General features: G+C 48.2%; 17 protein-coding genes. 13 read left to right on the top strand and 4 right to left on the bottom strand.

The window, feature by feature from the left end; genetic code table 11:
• Positions 1-9: 9 nt before the first annotated feature.
• From CWE13_RS03250 to CWE13_RS03240, 3 genes are read left to right on the top strand one after another with little or no spacing between them, the layout of a single operon-like run.
• Positions 10-390, top strand: a complete 381-nt coding sequence (locus CWE13_RS03250; protein WP_126805897.1) for a DUF192 domain-containing protein — start codon at positions 10-12, stop codon at positions 388-390.
• On the top strand, positions 387-824 hold the full coding sequence (locus tag CWE13_RS03245; RefSeq protein ID WP_126805896.1) for a tetratricopeptide repeat protein: 438 nt from the start codon (positions 387-389) through the stop codon (positions 822-824). Before CWE13_RS03250 ends, CWE13_RS03245 begins: the two co-directional genes overlap by 4 nt.
• Positions 811-2,487, top strand: a complete 1,677-nt coding sequence (locus tag CWE13_RS03240) for a type II secretion system protein (protein WP_126805895.1) — start codon at positions 811-813, stop codon at positions 2,485-2,487. Before CWE13_RS03245 ends, CWE13_RS03240 begins: the two co-directional genes overlap by 14 nt.
• On the opposite strand, the gene smpB is transcribed toward CWE13_RS03240, so the two are convergent.
• Positions 2,484-2,957 (bottom strand): SsrA-binding protein SmpB, encoded by a 474-nt coding sequence (gene smpB, locus CWE13_RS03235; protein WP_126806161.1) that lies wholly within the window; start codon positions 2,955-2,957, stop codon positions 2,484-2,486. The genes CWE13_RS03240 and smpB overlap by 4 nt on opposite strands.
• A gap of 129 nt (positions 2,958-3,086) precedes the next feature.
• On the opposite strand from smpB, the gene CWE13_RS03230 reads away from it, so the two are divergent.
• From CWE13_RS03230 to sixA, 3 genes are read left to right on the top strand one after another with little or no spacing between them, the layout of a single operon-like run.
• Positions 3,087-3,524: a type II toxin-antitoxin system RatA family toxin gene (locus CWE13_RS03230; protein WP_126805894.1), complete on the top strand. Its 438-nt coding sequence runs from the start codon at positions 3,087-3,089 to the stop codon at positions 3,522-3,524.
• Positions 3,517-3,891 (top strand): RnfH family protein, encoded by a 375-nt coding sequence (locus CWE13_RS03225; RefSeq protein WP_126805893.1) that lies wholly within the window; start codon positions 3,517-3,519, stop codon positions 3,889-3,891. Before CWE13_RS03230 ends, CWE13_RS03225 begins: the two co-directional genes overlap by 8 nt.
• Entirely contained in the window at positions 3,888-4,376 is a 489-nt protein-coding gene (sixA, locus tag CWE13_RS03220) for a phosphohistidine phosphatase SixA (protein ID WP_126805892.1), read from the top strand. Before CWE13_RS03225 ends, sixA begins: the two co-directional genes overlap by 4 nt.
• On the opposite strand, the gene smrB is transcribed toward sixA, so the two are convergent.
• Positions 4,326-4,907 carry an endonuclease SmrB gene (gene smrB, locus CWE13_RS03215; RefSeq protein ID WP_126805891.1) on the bottom strand — a complete coding sequence of 194 codons (582 nt, stop codon included), beginning with the start codon at positions 4,905-4,907 and terminating at the stop codon, positions 4,326-4,328. The genes sixA and smrB overlap by 51 nt on opposite strands.
• Before the next feature lie 139 nt (positions 4,908-5,046).
• Here smrB and prmB point away from each other — a divergent pair, with 139 nt between their 5' ends.
• The 6 genes from prmB (at position 5,047) to CWE13_RS03185 (ending at position 13,062) form a co-directional block, all read left to right on the top strand.
• Positions 5,047-5,970, top strand: coding sequence for a 50S ribosomal protein L3 N(5)-glutamine methyltransferase (gene prmB / locus CWE13_RS03210; protein ID WP_126805890.1), 924 nt, complete (start codon positions 5,047-5,049; stop codon positions 5,968-5,970).
• A gap of 91 nt (positions 5,971-6,061) precedes the next feature.
• A complete protein-coding gene (gene aroC / locus CWE13_RS03205) occupies positions 6,062-7,147 on the top strand; it encodes a chorismate synthase (RefSeq protein ID WP_126805889.1) in 1,086 nt (361 codons plus the stop codon).
• Positions 7,144-8,325, top strand: coding sequence for an MFS transporter (locus tag CWE13_RS03200; RefSeq protein ID WP_126805888.1), 1,182 nt, complete (start codon positions 7,144-7,146; stop codon positions 8,323-8,325). Before aroC ends, CWE13_RS03200 begins: the two co-directional genes overlap by 4 nt.
• A gap of 89 nt (positions 8,326-8,414) precedes the next feature.
• On the top strand, positions 8,415-11,228 hold the full coding sequence (locus tag CWE13_RS03195; protein ID WP_126805887.1) for a S9 family peptidase: 2,814 nt from the start codon (positions 8,415-8,417) through the stop codon (positions 11,226-11,228).
• A 15-nt stretch (positions 11,229-11,243) separates the two neighbouring features.
• Positions 11,244-11,894 carry an elongation factor P hydroxylase gene (locus CWE13_RS03190; protein ID WP_126805886.1) on the top strand — a complete coding sequence of 217 codons (651 nt, stop codon included), beginning with the start codon at positions 11,244-11,246 and terminating at the stop codon, positions 11,892-11,894.
• Positions 11,881-13,062, top strand: a complete 1,182-nt coding sequence (locus tag CWE13_RS03185; protein WP_126805885.1) for an ATP-NAD kinase family protein — start codon at positions 11,881-11,883, stop codon at positions 13,060-13,062. The genes CWE13_RS03190 and CWE13_RS03185 overlap by 14 nt, the downstream gene beginning before the upstream one ends.
• A gap of 7 nt (positions 13,063-13,069) precedes the next feature.
• On the opposite strand, the gene CWE13_RS03180 is transcribed toward CWE13_RS03185, so the two are convergent.
• Positions 13,070-13,390 (bottom strand): 2Fe-2S iron-sulfur cluster-binding protein, encoded by a 321-nt coding sequence (locus CWE13_RS03180; RefSeq protein ID WP_126805884.1) that lies wholly within the window; start codon positions 13,388-13,390, stop codon positions 13,070-13,072.
• Positions 13,391-13,518: 128 nt separating this feature from the next.
• On the opposite strand from CWE13_RS03180, the gene gpt reads away from it, so the two are divergent.
• Positions 13,519-14,004, top strand: a complete 486-nt coding sequence (gpt, locus tag CWE13_RS03175; RefSeq protein WP_126805883.1) for a xanthine phosphoribosyltransferase — start codon at positions 13,519-13,521, stop codon at positions 14,002-14,004.
• Positions 14,005-14,060: 56 nt separating this feature from the next.
• Here the strand turns inward: gpt and CWE13_RS03170 are convergent, their stop codons facing one another.
• Positions 14,061-15,812 (bottom strand): proline--tRNA ligase, encoded by a 1,752-nt coding sequence (locus CWE13_RS03170; RefSeq protein WP_126805882.1) that lies wholly within the window; start codon positions 15,810-15,812, stop codon positions 14,061-14,063.
• Between the last annotated feature and the right edge of the window lie 48 nt (positions 15,813-15,860).

Below are 15,860 nucleotides of genomic sequence, written 5' to 3'. Positions count from 1 at the left end.
GGCAAGCACATGGTGCAATGGAGTGTTCGAATTCAATGTCACGGTCAATTCGCATCGTTGATATGTGTCTGGCAGGAAAACCGACAGTTTCTTGGCCAGTTAAAGGTAGCGAAAAATGGCTGGAATAGGCTGCTGGGCTGGGGGGCAAGAGGCAATGCTTTAGGCGTTTGGCTAAACCCTTGCCGAAGTATTCATACATTTGCCATGGCCACGGATATCGATTTGATTTGGTTAAACAAACGCAAAGAAATCGTTCATGTTGAAACCAACGTTAAGCCTTCGTCTTGGCGCTATCGCGCCGATGCGCAAAGCGTGATTGAATTACCAGCCGGAGTGTTAGCTAAGCATGGATTTTGGCAGCAAGAACGGGATAAGGAGCTCCTGCAATGAGAAATTTAAGAATTGTTTTGTCGGCATGTATTATATGTTTCCTTACGGCTTGTTCAGCAACCCCGCGTTTGCAGTTTGATGAACAAATTCAATGGGAAAATCAAGCTATTGCCAGTTATCGGAATGGCGATCTCTTGGGCGCTGAAAGTGCGTTACGCCAATTGTTGCGGGCGAATGAAAAGGATGCTCAGAGCTGGTTCTTACTCGGCAATGTGCATCTACGCGAACAGCGCATTGAAGCAGCGAAGAACGCCTATCAACAAGCTTTAAAGCACCAACCTGATATGCGAGAAGCGCGGCATAACCTAGCCGTTACTCATCTCCGGCTCGCCACGTTAACACTCATCGAAGGGCAACAATTTTATCCTGATGATAATTTAGATCTTATCAATGCGTTATTAGGTTTACAGGGGCAAAGCCGTGTCTCGCTTTAGTGCTCAATCCGGATACGGGTTGATCATGTTGCTGGTGTTATTGATTGCGATAGCGGGTTCGGCGCTGGGAGTACAAATTTATAATCAAAGTAAAGCTTATGCATTGCAAGATGAGCTAATTGTGGAAACACTGCATCAAACCCGTATGGCGATCATGCACTATTACCAAAAAAATGGGCACTGGCCGTTGCCTCCTTTCGCAGGGAGCGTAAACGACTACGTAGAATCTATTGAGTTGGTTCCAAGTGCGTCGCCCTCGGAAACCCCGCATGCATTGCGTATCAAGTTGTATGGCCGAAACCGGGTAGAGCGGGTACAACCATATTTAGCGGCTAGTTGGGTAAGTGGTAGTGAACTGTGGTTACAGCTCGCAACGGAGCCTGCAAATACGAATGATCATGCTGGGAGTTCTGGTTGGTTAAAACGCAGTGGTGAAACACCCTCTGCCATGAATACGAACTTAGGCATGTCTAGTTCTGCAATCGTCAATATTGAAGAATTGTTGGCTGAAACAATAAATAGCAATGAATTGACTAGTGATGAATTAACCACCTCGCAATTAAATACCGCAGTGTTAGAGAGTGAGCGCGTAACGGCCACTAGCCTAACGGCGAATACGTTAGCGAGTGAAGTTTTTAATACCGCTTCAATGTCAGGCCAAGAGGGAGATGTAGGTTTACTGCGCTTAACTTCGAATAGCTTTATTAATGTTTGGCAGCAAGAACAAATGCAGATGCAAGATACCTACGCTGCCAATGCACACTTTCAAAACGTGGCGGTGATAAACGCGCAGGCAACGCGCATATCGTCGAATAGATTTAATGCGAATCAGTTGCAGGCAACCAGCGGCAGTGCGGCCCAGGCAGAAATAGCACGCATAGAGAGCAACGTTGCTAATATAAATCACGGGCAGGCGAATACACTAAGTGTTCAACATGGGAATATGAATAGCATTACGGCCAACTTCGTAAGCGCTGGTGATGTGGTTGTAGACGCGCCGGTAGAACTGCGTGGATATCCGGCAGAATCCCTCGATGAGCTGCACGCGGAGCTGGATATTTTATATAAGAATTTATACAACTGTATGTACGAATATCGTTGGTGTGAGGCACCTACATCACCGGCGCTATCACTGCAAAGCTGCCAAGGGTGTAACCGTGAGCAAGGTGAGCAACAATTCGTAGCAAATATTGGCATTGGTGGCGGTGAGTGCGTGCATGGGTGTGAGTTTGAGGTTTTAGTACCGGGTGCCTCGGGGCAATGCACGCCGGAGATCGTTGCACCACTGCAAGCTGGCAATACCACTTGTTCCGTAAGTAAGGATTTAGCGCCTGGTGAATCATGGCAAGAAATGGTGCGAATAAGGGCTCGGAATCGGAAAAACACCAATGTCTGGCGTGATATTGTAGCGATGATCAACTGGCAACGAACCGAGGCAAACTGCCCGGGCTTTCTCGTTCAGGAGCCCATTCAAGGTACCGAGCCACTCACATTTACTACATTGAACTTTCCTGAAACCGCAGCGGGCAGCTCAGCTCAGGTTACTCAAAGTGGATTGGGCTGCGCAACGATGGGAAGTGAATGGCACTGCACTGGAACGGCGCAATGCAGCGCTTCTGGACAATGGCAAAACGTACAAACCTACTGTGGTTGTGGGTTTTAACGTACGCTGTGCTTCATCATACGTTCTTTTTCGCGGGCCCAATCGCGGTCTTTCACGGTGTCGCGCTTATCATGGGATTTTTTACCCTTGGCTAAGTAAATTTCTAGCTTTATCCACGGGCCTTTCCAATACATCGCGGTGGCTACAATGGCGTAGCCATCACGCTCAACTTTGCTAAATAAAACGCTCAGCTGTTTTTTCTTCAGAAGTAATTTACGGGTCCGATCTGGATCACAGACTACATGGCTTGATGCTTGATGCAGCGGCTGAATTTGAGAACCCAGCAAATAAGCTTCACCGTTTTTTAAGATCACGTAACTATCGGCAATATTTACTTTGCCGTTGCGGATGCTTTTTACTTCCCAACCCTCTAATTCAAGGCCCGCTTCGAACTTATCTTCAAGAAAATATTCGTGGCGTGCTTTTTTATTCAGGGCTATTGTAGGTACAGATTTATTTTTCGATTTCATGGCGCGTATTATACGCATCATACGGGCGCTGAAAAGAGAAATCACAAAAGATGCATCAGTTTCAAAGAAGGAGTAGAATGCGCACGTTTATTTCTACTCACCGCAATCGATGGAAGGCAGGTATTTGTAATGCCACAAATTGAACGCAGCGCTTTAGTTCATTACAGCTGCCGTCAAATGTATGATCTAGTGAATGATGTTGCCGCCTATCCGGAATTTGTTCCGGGCTGTGTTGGTGCAGAAATCCTTGAGCAAACGGTTGATAGTATGGTGGCCGAGCTTGCTATCAGTAAGGCCGGTATTAGCCAAGCATTCACAACCCGCAATACCTTAGTCAGCGAGCAACTTATTCGGCTTGAGCTAGTAAAAGGTCCGTTCCGTGATTTACATGGGGGCTGGGAATTTAAGCCACTTGCCGAAGATGCCTGCAAGGTAACGCTGAAGCTTGAGTTTGAATTTTCTAACAAGCTGTTACACTTCGCCTTCGCAAAAGTATTCAATGAAGTAACAAGCCGCATGGTCGATGCGTTCGCGATGCGTGCGCGGCAGGTGTATGGTCATGGCTGAAAACCTTATCAGTATAGAAGTAGTGTTCGCTACGCCAGAAAAACAAAAAATTGTTTCGCTATCGATAGCGCAAGGCGCAACGGTAGAAGAAGCGATTGAGCAATCAGGCATAAAACGGTTTTTTCCAGAAATTGATCTCAGCCAGCACGCGGTAGGGATTTGGAATAAAACATGTAAGCTCAGTGATACACCCCGTTCTGGCGATCGTATAGAGATATATCGGCCGCTGGTGGCAGATCCGAAAGAGATTCGCCGTCGTCGTGCAGAGCAAGCAAAAGAAGATGGCCGTGCCGATAAAGTAACGGGCGGCCGCGTAGATCAGAAACGCGGTAAACATGCAGAGCAGCAAGCGGAGCAAGATTCATGAAAGTGTTTGTAATGCGGCATGGCGAAGCAAAAGCACCTACCATGCAGTTGGGGAAAGTAGAGCCTGATGCATCACGCGAGCTTACCGAGCGTGGTCATGATGAGGCACGTACCGCAGCCGAATGGTTAGCCGAACAAACGCCGAAAATTGATTTAGTTATTGTCAGCCCTTATGTGCGAGCGCAGCAAACCTACGCGGAAGTTGCCAAACTCGTGGGCGCAGAGGTAGTTGAGGTATCAACCGATATCACCCCTGAAGGCGACCCGGAAATGTTTGCCAGTGCGCTCATGGCGCGCTTGCAAATTGAACCGGCAGAAACCGTACTTTTAGTTTCGCACATGCCCTTTGTTTGTTATCTAACCAGTTATCTGGATCAGCGTGTACAACCGCCGTTATTTCCCACCGCGGGTATCGCTGTCATTGATGTTGAACCCTTAGCGATGGAAGGTATCTTGCAAGGGGTGCGCGCTCCGGAGCAGCACTAACAACGCACCGTGGCCACCCCATTCTAAAGGGGCTTGGTGAAACGCTCGAACTTCTGGATGCTGCGCCAACCAAAGCGGAACTTGCTGGCGCAAAATGCCGTGGCCAATGCCATGAATTACACACAAACAGCTTAACGAATCGCGCACACAGAGTTTAATCGCAGCCGCTAAATCACGCTTGGCTTGTAACTTTGTGTAGCCATGTAAATCGAGTGTCATCTCTGGCGCGAAATTTCCGCGCCGCAGCTGCTTGGCCAAGTATGGCTGATCGCCATCGGCCACCCAGCTCATGGTTCCTTCTGGTAATAACGGCTCATAATGATCAGAGAAGGGATCGCTGGCGTTATCACGCTGAGTTTCCAAAGCGAGATTTTTTAGTTTTACTTTCTTTCTGCTCACCGGCACTACCGGTAACTCGGCTCTATCTTGTGTAAGAGGTGTGATACCCTCAACTTCAGCACGAAAAAGCTCGCGATCTTGTACAGAAATAAGTGCTTTATTGGGTGTTTTCTTTGCTTTTTTCGCTGCCATTGGCTGGAAATACTCATTTACTACAAATTCGTGGGTATAATAGGCGCCATAAGCTATCAATTACAACCGAAAGCGGCCGATGTGCCGCGGGTAAAATGCAGCTAATGGCGAGAGCCTAACTGCAAAGGGAGAATTAACGGTGACACACGAGTACACACAACTAACCGACGATTTGTTCAGTATAGCCGATTGGCAACGGTATATTACCTCTGCATTGAATGGCGCCGATGTATATTTTGGCCATGGTGCAGCAGATGGTTGGGAAGAAGGGTTGTTGATGTTATCAGCGGTTACGTCGTTAAGCTTTCAAGAGTTAAATGAGTGCCGCAACTGCCGTTTAACCACGGATGAGAAACTACAATTGGTGGCCTTAGTTAACCGCCGCATTCGCGATAAAATTCCAGCCGCATACTTAGTGCACAAGGCCTGGTTTGCTGATTTACCATTTTATGTTGATGAGCGTGTGTTGGTGCCGCGTTCACCTATTGCTGAACTAATTCAGCAACACTTTGCGCCGTGGATAAGTGAAGAACCTGCGCGCATTCTTGATTTATGCACCGGCTCTGGCTGTATTGCCATAGCCTGTGCTTACGCTTTTGCTGATGCCGAAGTTGATGCGGTAGATATTAGCACTGATGCGCTCGAAGTGGCGCGCATGAATATCGAAGAGCATGGGCTGAGCGAGCGCGTTACCGCAATCGAATCGGATGGGCTCGATGCACTTACTGGCAACGTATATGATTTAATTGTTACCAATCCACCGTATGTTGATGCTGAAGATATGTCGGATTTACCCGATGAATATCATCACGAACCGGAACTGGGTTTAGCGGCAGGGCATGATGGCTTAGATTTAGTGCGGCGTATCCTGCGTGATGCGCCTGAGCATTTATCGGGGGATGGCATTCTGGTGTGCGAAGTGGGCAATAGCATGGTGCATATGATGCAAGAATGGCCAGATGTACCCTTTATCTGGCTAGACTTTGAAAATGGTGGCGCTGGTGTGTTTGTCATTAATCGTGAGCAATTGATTGCGCACGCGGCAGAGTTCGCCGATAAGTAAATCAGGCCGATAATTTTTTTGCCGCATACCACGGGCAAAATGAACAACATACGTAGCAAAAAGTAATAAAAAAATTCAGCAAGGGGCAGGCATGAGCGCAAATACGTTTGGTGAACTATTTCGAGTAACAACCTTTGGCGAAAGCCATGGGCCAGCCCTAGGTGCGGTGATTGATGGTTGCCCACCCGGTATTGACATTGATGAAGCGTATATTCAAGCGCAATTAGATCGCCGTAAGCCAGGCAATAATCGCTATACCACGCCACGCCGCGAAGCCGACCAAGTAAAGATACTTTCGGGCGTATTTGAGGGGAAAACTACCGGCACACCCATTGGATTAGTGATTGAAAACACCGATCAGCGCAGCCGTGATTATTCCGATATCAAAGATTTATTCCGCCCAGGCCACGCTGATTACACTTATGCGCATAAATATGGCCACCGCGATTATCGTGGGGGTGGGCGTTCATCGGCTCGGGAAACAGCCATGCGCGTAGCCGCGGGCGCTATTGCGCAGCAGTTTTTGCAACAGCAAGGCATTCAAATTCGTGCGGCAATGACACAAATGGGCGGCGTAGCCGCAAGCCAGCTAGACTGGCAAGAAGTGCACAATAACCCCTTTTTCTTCCCTGATGCCAGCAAGATCGACGATCTTGATGCACTGATTCGCGAACTAAAGAAAGCGGGTGATTCTGTGGGCGCAAAAATCCGCGTGGAAGCCTCAGGGGTTCCAGCAGGCTTAGGCGAACCAGTTTTTGATCGCTTAGATGCCGATTTGGCCAAGGCGTTGATGTCGATTAATGCAGTAAAAGCGGTCAGCATTGGTGATGGTTTTGCGGTTGTTGAGCAACGCGGCTCAGAGCATCGTGATGAAATGACCCCAGAAGGCTTTTGTTCGAATCACGCCGGTGGGGTTTTAGGTGGCATTAGCAGTGGGCAAACGGTTACCGCTGAAATAGCGCTGAAACCAACCTCGAGCATTAAGCTGGAAGGCAAAACCATAGATCAATTTGGTAATGCACAAACTATCAGCACTCATGGCCGCCATGATCCGTGCGTGGGTATTCGTGCGGTACCGATAGCGGAAGCTATGATGGCGCTTACTCTCATTGATCATTGGCTGCGTCAACGCGCGCAAAATGGCCATGTAACGACTAATGTTCCGCATTTGAAATGAACCCAATTGCTTTCCAAAGCCAATGCCGGCGTTTGAGCTGGTCCTATTTTGGCTATTTCGCCGTACTGGCATTACTCGTACCTTACCTTGGCTTTTATCTAGATGCCTTAGGCTTTAGCTCGCGCGAAATTGGCGAGCTGATTGCGATTTCCACTATTTGTCGGGTAATAGGGCCGCCACTTTGGGCCGCTGTGGCTGATCGTTTGGGTAAGCTAGTGCCGCTCATCCGTTTTGGTGTATTGAGTTCGCTGGTAATGTTGGTGTTGCTGGCGCAAGTGAATAGCTACCTTGCGGTAGCCTCGTTACTCGGATTAGTTAGTTTGTTTTGGTCTGCCATTTTGCCACAACTTGAAGTGGTTACCCTGGCAAGCTTAGGTGCTGAAAACCATCGCTATAGCCGTATCCGTATGGCCGGTAGCTTTGGCTTTATCCTGGTGGCACTCATTACCGCCGAATTACTCGATTTAGCAGGCACAGAGAGCTTTCCAATACTCGGGGCAATATTATTGCTTCCGTTACTCGTTGCAGTAAGCAAATTAGAGGAACCTGAACGAGCCTACCAAGATCCGAATCAACCGCTACCGGAAGGGTTTTGGCGGCGAATTCGGCGGCGGCCTTTTGTGATGTTTATTATCTCTACCATGTTGCTGCAAATGAGCTTTGCGCCGTTTTATGCGTTCTTCGCGCTGTATTTAACTCAGTTAGGGTATGCACCAATTGCTGTGGGCGCACTGATTTCATTGGGTGTGGCCGCCGAGGTCGCGATGTTCTTCATTGCTGGCCGTTTAGTGGTTCAGTTTACCGTGCGGCGCTTACTCATGTTTTGTTTAGCACTTACCAGTTTGCGTTGGTTGGCGTTAGCAAACTTCGCCGATGTGCTGTGGTGGCTGATTCCAATTCAACTGGTTCACGCCTTTAGTTTCGCGTTGCATCACAGTGCTGCAATGCGTTATGTGCATAGCTATTTTCCGGCTGATCAACACAGCCGCGGTCAAGCGTTCTATTTGAGTGTAGGTTTCGCCGGTGGGGGCGCTCTAGGTGCCTGGCTTGCTGGCTTTTTGTGGCAACAGGGCGAGGGCGCAGAATTCACCTTCACTGCGGCAGCAATCGCCGCGTTACTTGGCTTGATTGCGGCCATGTTTATTCGTGAGCGAGTTAATTTAAGCGCAAATCGGTGAGCTTTAGCCGTGGCGCGATTAGTGGGGTAGTTATTCGCAACTGAGTTAGTGATAATAGGAGGATAATTAAAAACGCTAACGAGGTTGCCATGAAACAACTCACCACCTATTTTGCATTACTTGTGCTGGTTTTCAGCATGCTGCAATTCCCTACCGCGAGTGCGCAAACTGCAGAAACTCGCCCCCTAGAACTCACTGATATTATGCAGTTTCGGGAAATTGAGCAGCGCCAACAAAGCGAGAATCTAGAAACCATCGCTTTTTCTGCAAATCCTGATTACGGCGATCGCGAAGGTATCGTGGTGCGTAGCCAAGATGGTGAAACATTCTCCGTTCCTCGTGGCCATGCACCAAAAGTAAGCCAAGATGGCGCGTTCGTAGTGTTCATGCAGGAGCCTACGTTGTTGGAGCGTGAGCAAGCGAGTTCGCGTGAAGAGCGGGCAAAGCTAGTGAGCAATGCTGTGTTAGTGAATGTGAGCAGCGGTGAACAACAAAGCTTTAGCCATGCCAGCTCGGCGGCTTTTAGCGGCGATGGCAATTACTTGTTAGTTCTGCATGTAAAAGAATTTAGCAAAGAGAATGGTAGCCCAGAAGGGCAAATTCTAACGCTGGTGAGCTTAAGTTCGGGTGAGCAACAGCAAGTTAATAATGTTAGCGACTATGCGGTAGCCGAGGAAGGTAGCCGGGTGGTGTGGGTTGAGCACACTAAACATGAAGAAGCAGTGCAAGAAGAAACTGCAGATTCGGAAACGGCCAATAGCGATAACGAAAGCGCGAAAGAAGAAGCACAAGTAGAAGCTGCGGTAGTGATGTTTAACACTGGGAACAGCCAACGCTATATTCTCGATCGCTCTACTGAACTGAAATATAGCAAGCTTACGTTTGCGCCGAATGCCGAATTTTTTGCCTTTTTGTCCGGTGAAAAAGAAACCAAGTTAACGGAAACACCGCAAACACTGTGGTTATGGCAGCAGGGCCAAGCAAGTGCGCGGCCAGCCGATGTTGCTCGTGATGGCATGATTCTTTCTGAGCATAGTGCAATGCGTTTCAGCGATGATAGCCAACGTTTGTTTATTGGTCATCGGCCAACGCCAGAAGAAAAACAGGAAACTGATTTAAAGCCAAAGTCGGCGGAAGATCTCTACAATCTTGATCGCCTTCTTGGGGATCGTCGTTTGCAAGTTTGGCACGGCGATGATGGCATGATTCAACCCCAACAGCGGCAAACCTATAGCCGCATGCAACGCGCAACCGCAGCTGCAGTTTTTTATCCAGCTGCTGGCAACATGGTGGCACTAAGTAATGAGCCACTCGAATCGATTAGTCTAAATGATCATCCATTTGCAGCGTTAGCGTGGAACAGTGAACCGTACCAGCGCGAAGTAACTTGGAATGGCTTTCATCATGATCTTTACTGGGTGGATTTAGCCACCGGCGAACGCAAGTTAGTCGCTGAGAAATTGCGCTCAAGTGAACGGGGTAGCCTATCGCCAAACGGCCGTTATGTTGTGTTTGTGCAAGATAATGTTCTGAAACGTTTTGATAGCGAAAGCGGGCGCAGCCAAGTAGTTGGCACGAATGCGAACGTTTCTTGGGTAGATGAAGAAAACGATGTGCCAGCCGAGCCGCGTAGTTACGGTGTAGCAGGTTGGGCCGCCGATAGCAGCGCATTTTGGGTATATGATCGTTTTGATATCTGGCAAATCGATAACAACGGTAATGCGGTTAACTTAACGCAAGTTGGCCGTGAGAGCGATCGCCAATTCCGTGTGGTGTTTACCGATGATCACAATGTAATTAACGCGGAAGAGCCGGTGTTACTGCGTGCGTATCATGAGCGCTTGAAAACCAGTGGTTTCTACCACTTTGAGGTGGCAGAAGGTGAATTAACAGAACTTATTGAAGGCGAGAAAACCTATAGTTTCTTGGCGCACAGTGAAGATAAGCAACAAGTGTTGTTTACCGAGCAAGACTTCCGCCAGTTTCCAGATTTAATGATTGCCGACCGTGATTTCTCAGCACCAAAACAACTAACGAATGTAAACCCACAGCAGAGTGAGTTTGTGTGGGGTAATGCCGAGTTAGTGGAGTGGGAATCAACGCGTGGTGAGCCACTGCAAGGCGTTTTGATCAAGCCTGATAACTACGATGCGAATAAGCGTTATCCAGTGATGGTGTATTTCTACGAGAAATTCTCGCAGCGTTTATACCAGTGGAACCAAATGAAAGTGAATCATCGCCCGAACTTCCCATATTTCTTGGGTCAAGATTATGTGGTGTTTTTGCCAGATGTTCATTTCCGCCATGGTGCCCCGGGGCCAAGTGCAACCGAATCATTAGTACCGGCAATGGAAAAAATCATTGAAATGGGTGTTGCAGACCCTGATGCTATTGGCCTGCACGGGCACAGTTGGTCGGGCTACCAAGCAGCATTCTTGGTCGCTGAAACCGATATTTTTGCAGCGGTAGTTTCCGGCGCACCTGTATCAAACATGACAAGCGCATACAGCGGTATTCGTTGGGGATCAGGTTTAGCTCGCCAATTCCAATACGAAACTGGGCAAAGCCGTATTGGTGATAGTATGTATGATAATCTAGAACCATACTTGAAGAACTCACCGGTATTTGTGGCGGATAAAATTAATACGCCGATGTTAATTCAGTTTGGTGATAAAGATGAGGCCGTTCCATGGGAGCAGGGAATCGAGTATTATCTTGCCCTGCGCCGTTTAGATAAACCGGTAGTTATGTTGCAATACGAAGGTGAACCGCACCACTTGCAGCGTTATGCCAACAAGATTGATTACACGTTGAAAATGCTTGAATTCTTTGATTACTACCTGAAAGGTGAAGAAGCACCGGAATGGTGGGTTGAAGGCTTGGAGTATCAACATTACGAATAGGTTTTATAGCTGAGTATGGCCATAATTCTTGAAGCGCAGGCGGATCAATTGATCCGCCTGTTTAATAATACCTTCCAAGAAAGTGAGCAAACTGTTTTGCTCGCGGGCGAGCACGAACCTGTGTATTTGCCTAGCTCTAACAAGCACCCGTTCAATCGTGTTGTGTTTGCGCACGGTTATGCTCGTTCAGCGTTACATGAAATAGCGCATTGGTGTTTGGCCGGCAAAGTGCGGCGGCACTTGCCCGATTTCGGCTATTGGTATGCCCCCGATGGCCGCTCGCCAGAATTACAAGCGCGCTTTGAGCAAGCGGAAGTACACCCGCAAGCTATTGAGTGGTATTTGAGTTTAGCTGCAGGTATTCAGTTTGAGATTAGTGTGGATAATCTCAGTGGTGCAGAGCCACCCAATCGGCTCGAGTTTGCTGCTGCGGTAGTGGGAAAGGCGCTTTACCGAGCAAAAACGGGCTGGCCCCCTCGGGCGCAACGCTTTGCTGCGGTATTGCAAGCGCAGTGGGGCACTCCAGCAGTTACCTACACGCTGATAGAACAACAGGGCTTGCAGATGCTCGCTCGCGAGCAGCAGCGTCAACGAGAAAGCCAACAAGAGAGCCAAATGAGCAGCTCACAAGCACCAGAAGAGGCAGTTTTCCATGTATCCGTATAGTTTTGGTTTGGTGATTAACCCGTTTGCGGGTATTGGCGGCGCGGTAGCGTTAAAAGGTAGTGATGGCGCAGAAACCCGCAGCGAAGCACTGGCTCGGGGGGCAGAGCAAAAAGCGGAAAAGCGGGTAGCACAAGCACTATCCGTGTTATTGCCATACCGTGAGCACATAAAATTCATTACGGCCGCCGGGAATATGGGGGCTGATGTATTAACTGAGCTTGGTTTTCATCATGAAGTGGCTTACCACGCGGCAAGCGTACAAACAGAAGCCAGCGATACACAACAAGCGGTTACCGCTATCGCCACGCAGAAACCTGATTTATTAGTATTTGCGGGCGGCGATGGCACCGCACGCGATGTTGCCTTGGCCTTGCAGCAATGCGCACGGGCTGCGAATAATGAAAATGGCAATGGGAGCCTAGAAGAACTTCCAGTAGTAGGTATACCCGCGGGCGTTAAAATTCATTCCGGGGTATATGCGATAACGCCCTTGGGCGCTGGCAAAGTGCTAGAGCAGTTGATTTCCGGCAAGCTCACTACACTAAGAGCGGCTGATGTTATGGATATTGATGAAGATGCGTTTCGCAATGGCACGGTACGCGCACGGCGTTATGCTGAGTTGCAAGTACCGGGTGAATTGGAATATATGCAGGCGGTAAAGATAGGTGGTAAGGAGAGTGATGAACTAGTGCTCGCCGATATCGCCGCTGATGTGATCGAAAGTATGGACGATAATACCCTATATATTATGGGTTCGGGCTCCACCGTTGATTTCTTAATGAGTGAACTAAGCCATAAAAATACCTTGCTGGGCGTTGATGTGGTGTATCAGGGCAAAGTAGAAAAAGCTGATATTACCGGCGCTGAGCTCGAGCAACGGGTGTTGCAAGCGCAGCAAAATAGAACACCAATGGCTTTGGTGATTACCTTAATCGGCGGCCAAGGGCACATTTTTGGCCGTGGCAATCAGCAACTTACGCCAGCTGTAATTCGCGCTGTGGGTAAAGATAATATTCAAGTAATTGCTACCAAAGCCAAGCTGCAGGCATTAAATGGACGACCTTTGCGGGTCGATACTGGCGATGCCGAACTTGATGCCGAGCTCAGTGGTTTTATTGCAGTAACCACCGGCTACCACGATAGAACCATGGTAGCTGTGCAGGGTTAAATGGCCCTTAGAATTGTGCCACTGGCATGTGTACCACAATACCATCGAGCTCATCGCTCATGGTGATTTGGCAGCTTAAACGGCTGTTTTCTTGTGGGTCACGAGCAACATCAATCATGCTTTCTTCGATATCGTCGGCTGGGGTGAGTTTTTCAATCCATTCTGGAGCCACATATACATGACAAGTGGCACACGACATCACACCACCACACTCGCCTATAATACCATCCAGCATATTATCCGTAGCGGCTTCCATCAGGGTTTGCCCATTTTCAACATCGAGTTCGTATTGGCCGCCTTTGGCATCAATGAAAATCGCTTTTGGCATTTTGCTATCCTATTTAAATAAAATTCAGAAAATAAAGTGTGAATGCATCTGGGTACGTATCTTCGCCCAACATGGTGTTATAATCGTTTGCAATCTGAATACGAATGCTAGCATAAAAAGGAGCACCCATGGGATTGCACAGTAACCAAGAATATTTTGTTTCTTGGGAAGAACTTCATCGCGCTACCCGCGAATTAGCTCGCCGCCAACTGCCTGCAGAACAATGGCAAGGTATTATTGCAGTAAGCCGGGGTGGTTTAGTGCCGGCCGCTATTCTTGCTCGTGAATTGAATATTCGTTTGGTAGAAAGCGTTTGCGTGCGTAGTTACGCGCATCAAAGCCAAGCCGCTGAACCAGAAATGCTCAAAGATATTAGTTGCACCGACGATGGTGCGGGCTTTTTAGTGGTGGATGATTTAGTAGATACTGGCAATACCTTACGCTTTTTGCGCAAGCGATTGCCAAAAGCTAAGTTTATTACCGTGTATGCTAAACCTGAAGGCTTGCCCCTGGTTGATGAATACGAAGCGGATATTGAACAAAGCACGTGGATTCATTTTCCGTGGGATGTGCATTTGCACTACGTGGATCCGCTAGCAGGTGAAGATAAGTAAACGTTAACTTTGGCGTTGCTAAACTCGAGTTCAGCAACGCCAATGAAATCCTCTAATTACTCGCCTTGAACGCGCGCTAATACGTCAGCAATTTTCAAGGTTTCTTTCTCGCCGCTGCGGCGGTTTTTATATTCAACTGCTTGTTCATCAAGGTTTCGTTCACCGATAACTATGGTGTGTGGAATACCAATCAATTCCATATCGGCAAACATTACGCCAGGGCGCTCTTTGCGATCATCGAACAACACTTCGATACCAGCGGCCTTGAGTTCTGCGTATAGGTTTTCCGCAACTTCTTGTACCCGTGCCGATTTATGCATATTCATGGGCAAAATACACACTTGGTAAGGCGCCATAGCCGCAGGCCAAATAATGCCATTGGCATCGTTGTTCTGTTCAATCGCAGCAGCCACAATGCGCGAAACGCCGATACCGTAACAACCCATGATCAACGCTTGGTTTTTACCTTCTTCGTTTAATACACCGGCTTTCATGGCCTCGCTGTACTTGGTACCAAGCTGGAATATATGGCCAACTTCAATACCGCGTGCAATATTTAAAGTGCCTTTGCCATCAGGGCTAGCATCACCCGCTTGAACGTTGCGTAAATCAGCCACTTCTGGCAAATCAACATCGCGGTTCCAATTAATACCAAAGAAATGGAAGCCTTCTTCGTTCGCACCAGCCGCAAAATCGCTCATGCTGGCTACCGCGCGATCAACAATTACTGGCATACTCAGATTTACGGGGCCAAGCGACCCTGGGCCTGCACCAACGGCTGTTTTGATTTCTTCATCGCTAGCAAACACCAATGGTGAAGCTACGGCAGGGTGTTTTGCTGCCTTGATTTCGTTGAGCTCATGGTCGCCACGAATAATTAAGGCGACTAGTTTTGCTTTTTTGCCGGTGGCTGCTTCTGTTGCTTTCTTATCGCTTGCGTCAGTAGCTTCTGCCGCATGCACAATAAGTGTTTTAACTGTGTTTTCGATGTTTACATCAAATTGTTCAACCAACGCTTTAATGGTTTTCGCTTCCGGCGTGGCAATCTTTTCCATGGCCTGGGTAGCGGCTAATGGTTCATCGGCGATTGCCACCGCTTCAGCAAGTTCAACGTTCGCAGCGTAATCTGAGCTATCAGAAAACGCGATATCATCTTCACCTGAACTGGCGAGCACATGAAACTCGTGGCTCATGTTGCCGCCAATAGAACCGGTATCGGCAATTACTGGGCGGAAATCGAGGCCCAAGCGGGTGAAGATATTGCAATACGCATCAAACATGGTTTTGTAGGTTTCTTCCAAACTTTCTTGCGTAGTATGGAACGAATACGCATCTTTCATAATAAATTCGCGCGAACGCATTACGCCAAAACGCGGGCGAATTTCATCACGGAATTTTGTTTGAATTTGGAATAGATTGAGTGGCAGCTGCTTATAACTGTTTACTTCTTTGCGCACTAATTCGCTGATGACTTCTTCATGGGTAGGGCCCAATACGAAATCACGGTTGTGGCGATCTTTAATGCGTAGCAGCTCAGGGCCATAATCTTGCCAGCGGCCAGATTCTTCCCATAAATCGGCAGGCTGCACCATGGGCATTAGCACTTCGATAGCGCCTGCTTTTTCCATTTCTTCGCGTACCACATGTTCAACTTTGCGCAATACCCGCAGGCCTGTTGGAGTCCATGTATAAAGCCCAGATGCTACTTTACGCACCATACCGGCACGCAGCATTAGCTGATGGCTTATTACTTCTGCATCAGCAGGGGTTTCTTTCATTGTTCCAAGCAGGTATTGGCTAGTGCGCATATTGGTTTATCTCGTGCTAGAAATGGCAAGTTAAATTAGCTAATTAAG

It is taken from the genome of Aliidiomarina shirensis, assembly GCF_003987345.1.
In the GTDB taxonomy this organism is placed as follows: Bacteria; Pseudomonadota; Gammaproteobacteria; order Enterobacterales; family Alteromonadaceae; genus Aliidiomarina; species Aliidiomarina shirensis.
Note: the sequence above shows the minus strand (reverse complement) of the source record. Positions and strands in the feature narration are given on the sequence as shown.

Excerpts from the sequence above, each read along its gene's own strand:
- CWE13_RS03190 (WP_126805886.1), top strand. The coding sequence starts at position 11,244 with ATGGCCATAATTCTTGAAGCGCAGGCGGATCAATTGATCCGCCTGTTT.
- CWE13_RS03195 (WP_126805887.1), top strand. The coding sequence starts at position 8,415 with ATGAAACAACTCACCACCTATTTTGCATTACTTGTGCTGGTTTTCAGC.
- CWE13_RS03250 (WP_126805897.1), top strand. The coding sequence starts at position 10 with ATGGTGCAATGGAGTGTTCGAATTCAATGTCACGGTCAATTCGCATCG.
- CWE13_RS03230 (WP_126805894.1), top strand. The coding sequence starts at position 3,087 with ATGCCACAAATTGAACGCAGCGCTTTAGTTCATTACAGCTGCCGTCAA.
- CWE13_RS03200 (WP_126805888.1), top strand. The coding sequence starts at position 7,144 with ATGAACCCAATTGCTTTCCAAAGCCAATGCCGGCGTTTGAGCTGGTCC.
- sixA (WP_126805892.1), top strand. The coding sequence starts at position 3,888 with ATGAAAGTGTTTGTAATGCGGCATGGCGAAGCAAAAGCACCTACCATG.
- CWE13_RS03170 (WP_126805882.1), bottom strand. The coding sequence starts at position 15,812 with ATGCGCACTAGCCAATACCTGCTTGGAACAATGAAAGAAACCCCTGCT.
- smrB (WP_126805891.1), bottom strand. The coding sequence starts at position 4,907 with ATGGCAGCGAAAAAAGCAAAGAAAACACCCAATAAAGCACTTATTTCT.
- gpt (WP_126805883.1), top strand. The coding sequence starts at position 13,519 with ATGGGATTGCACAGTAACCAAGAATATTTTGTTTCTTGGGAAGAACTT.
- CWE13_RS03225 (WP_126805893.1), top strand. The coding sequence starts at position 3,517 with ATGGCTGAAAACCTTATCAGTATAGAAGTAGTGTTCGCTACGCCAGAA.
- smpB (WP_126806161.1), bottom strand. The coding sequence starts at position 2,957 with ATGAAATCGAAAAATAAATCTGTACCTACAATAGCCCTGAATAAAAAA.
- CWE13_RS03245 (WP_126805896.1), top strand. The coding sequence starts at position 387 with ATGAGAAATTTAAGAATTGTTTTGTCGGCATGTATTATATGTTTCCTT.
- CWE13_RS03185 (WP_126805885.1), top strand. The coding sequence starts at position 11,881 with ATGTATCCGTATAGTTTTGGTTTGGTGATTAACCCGTTTGCGGGTATT.
- aroC (WP_126805889.1), top strand. The coding sequence starts at position 6,062 with ATGAGCGCAAATACGTTTGGTGAACTATTTCGAGTAACAACCTTTGGC.
- CWE13_RS03180 (WP_126805884.1), bottom strand. The coding sequence starts at position 13,390 with ATGCCAAAAGCGATTTTCATTGATGCCAAAGGCGGCCAATACGAACTC.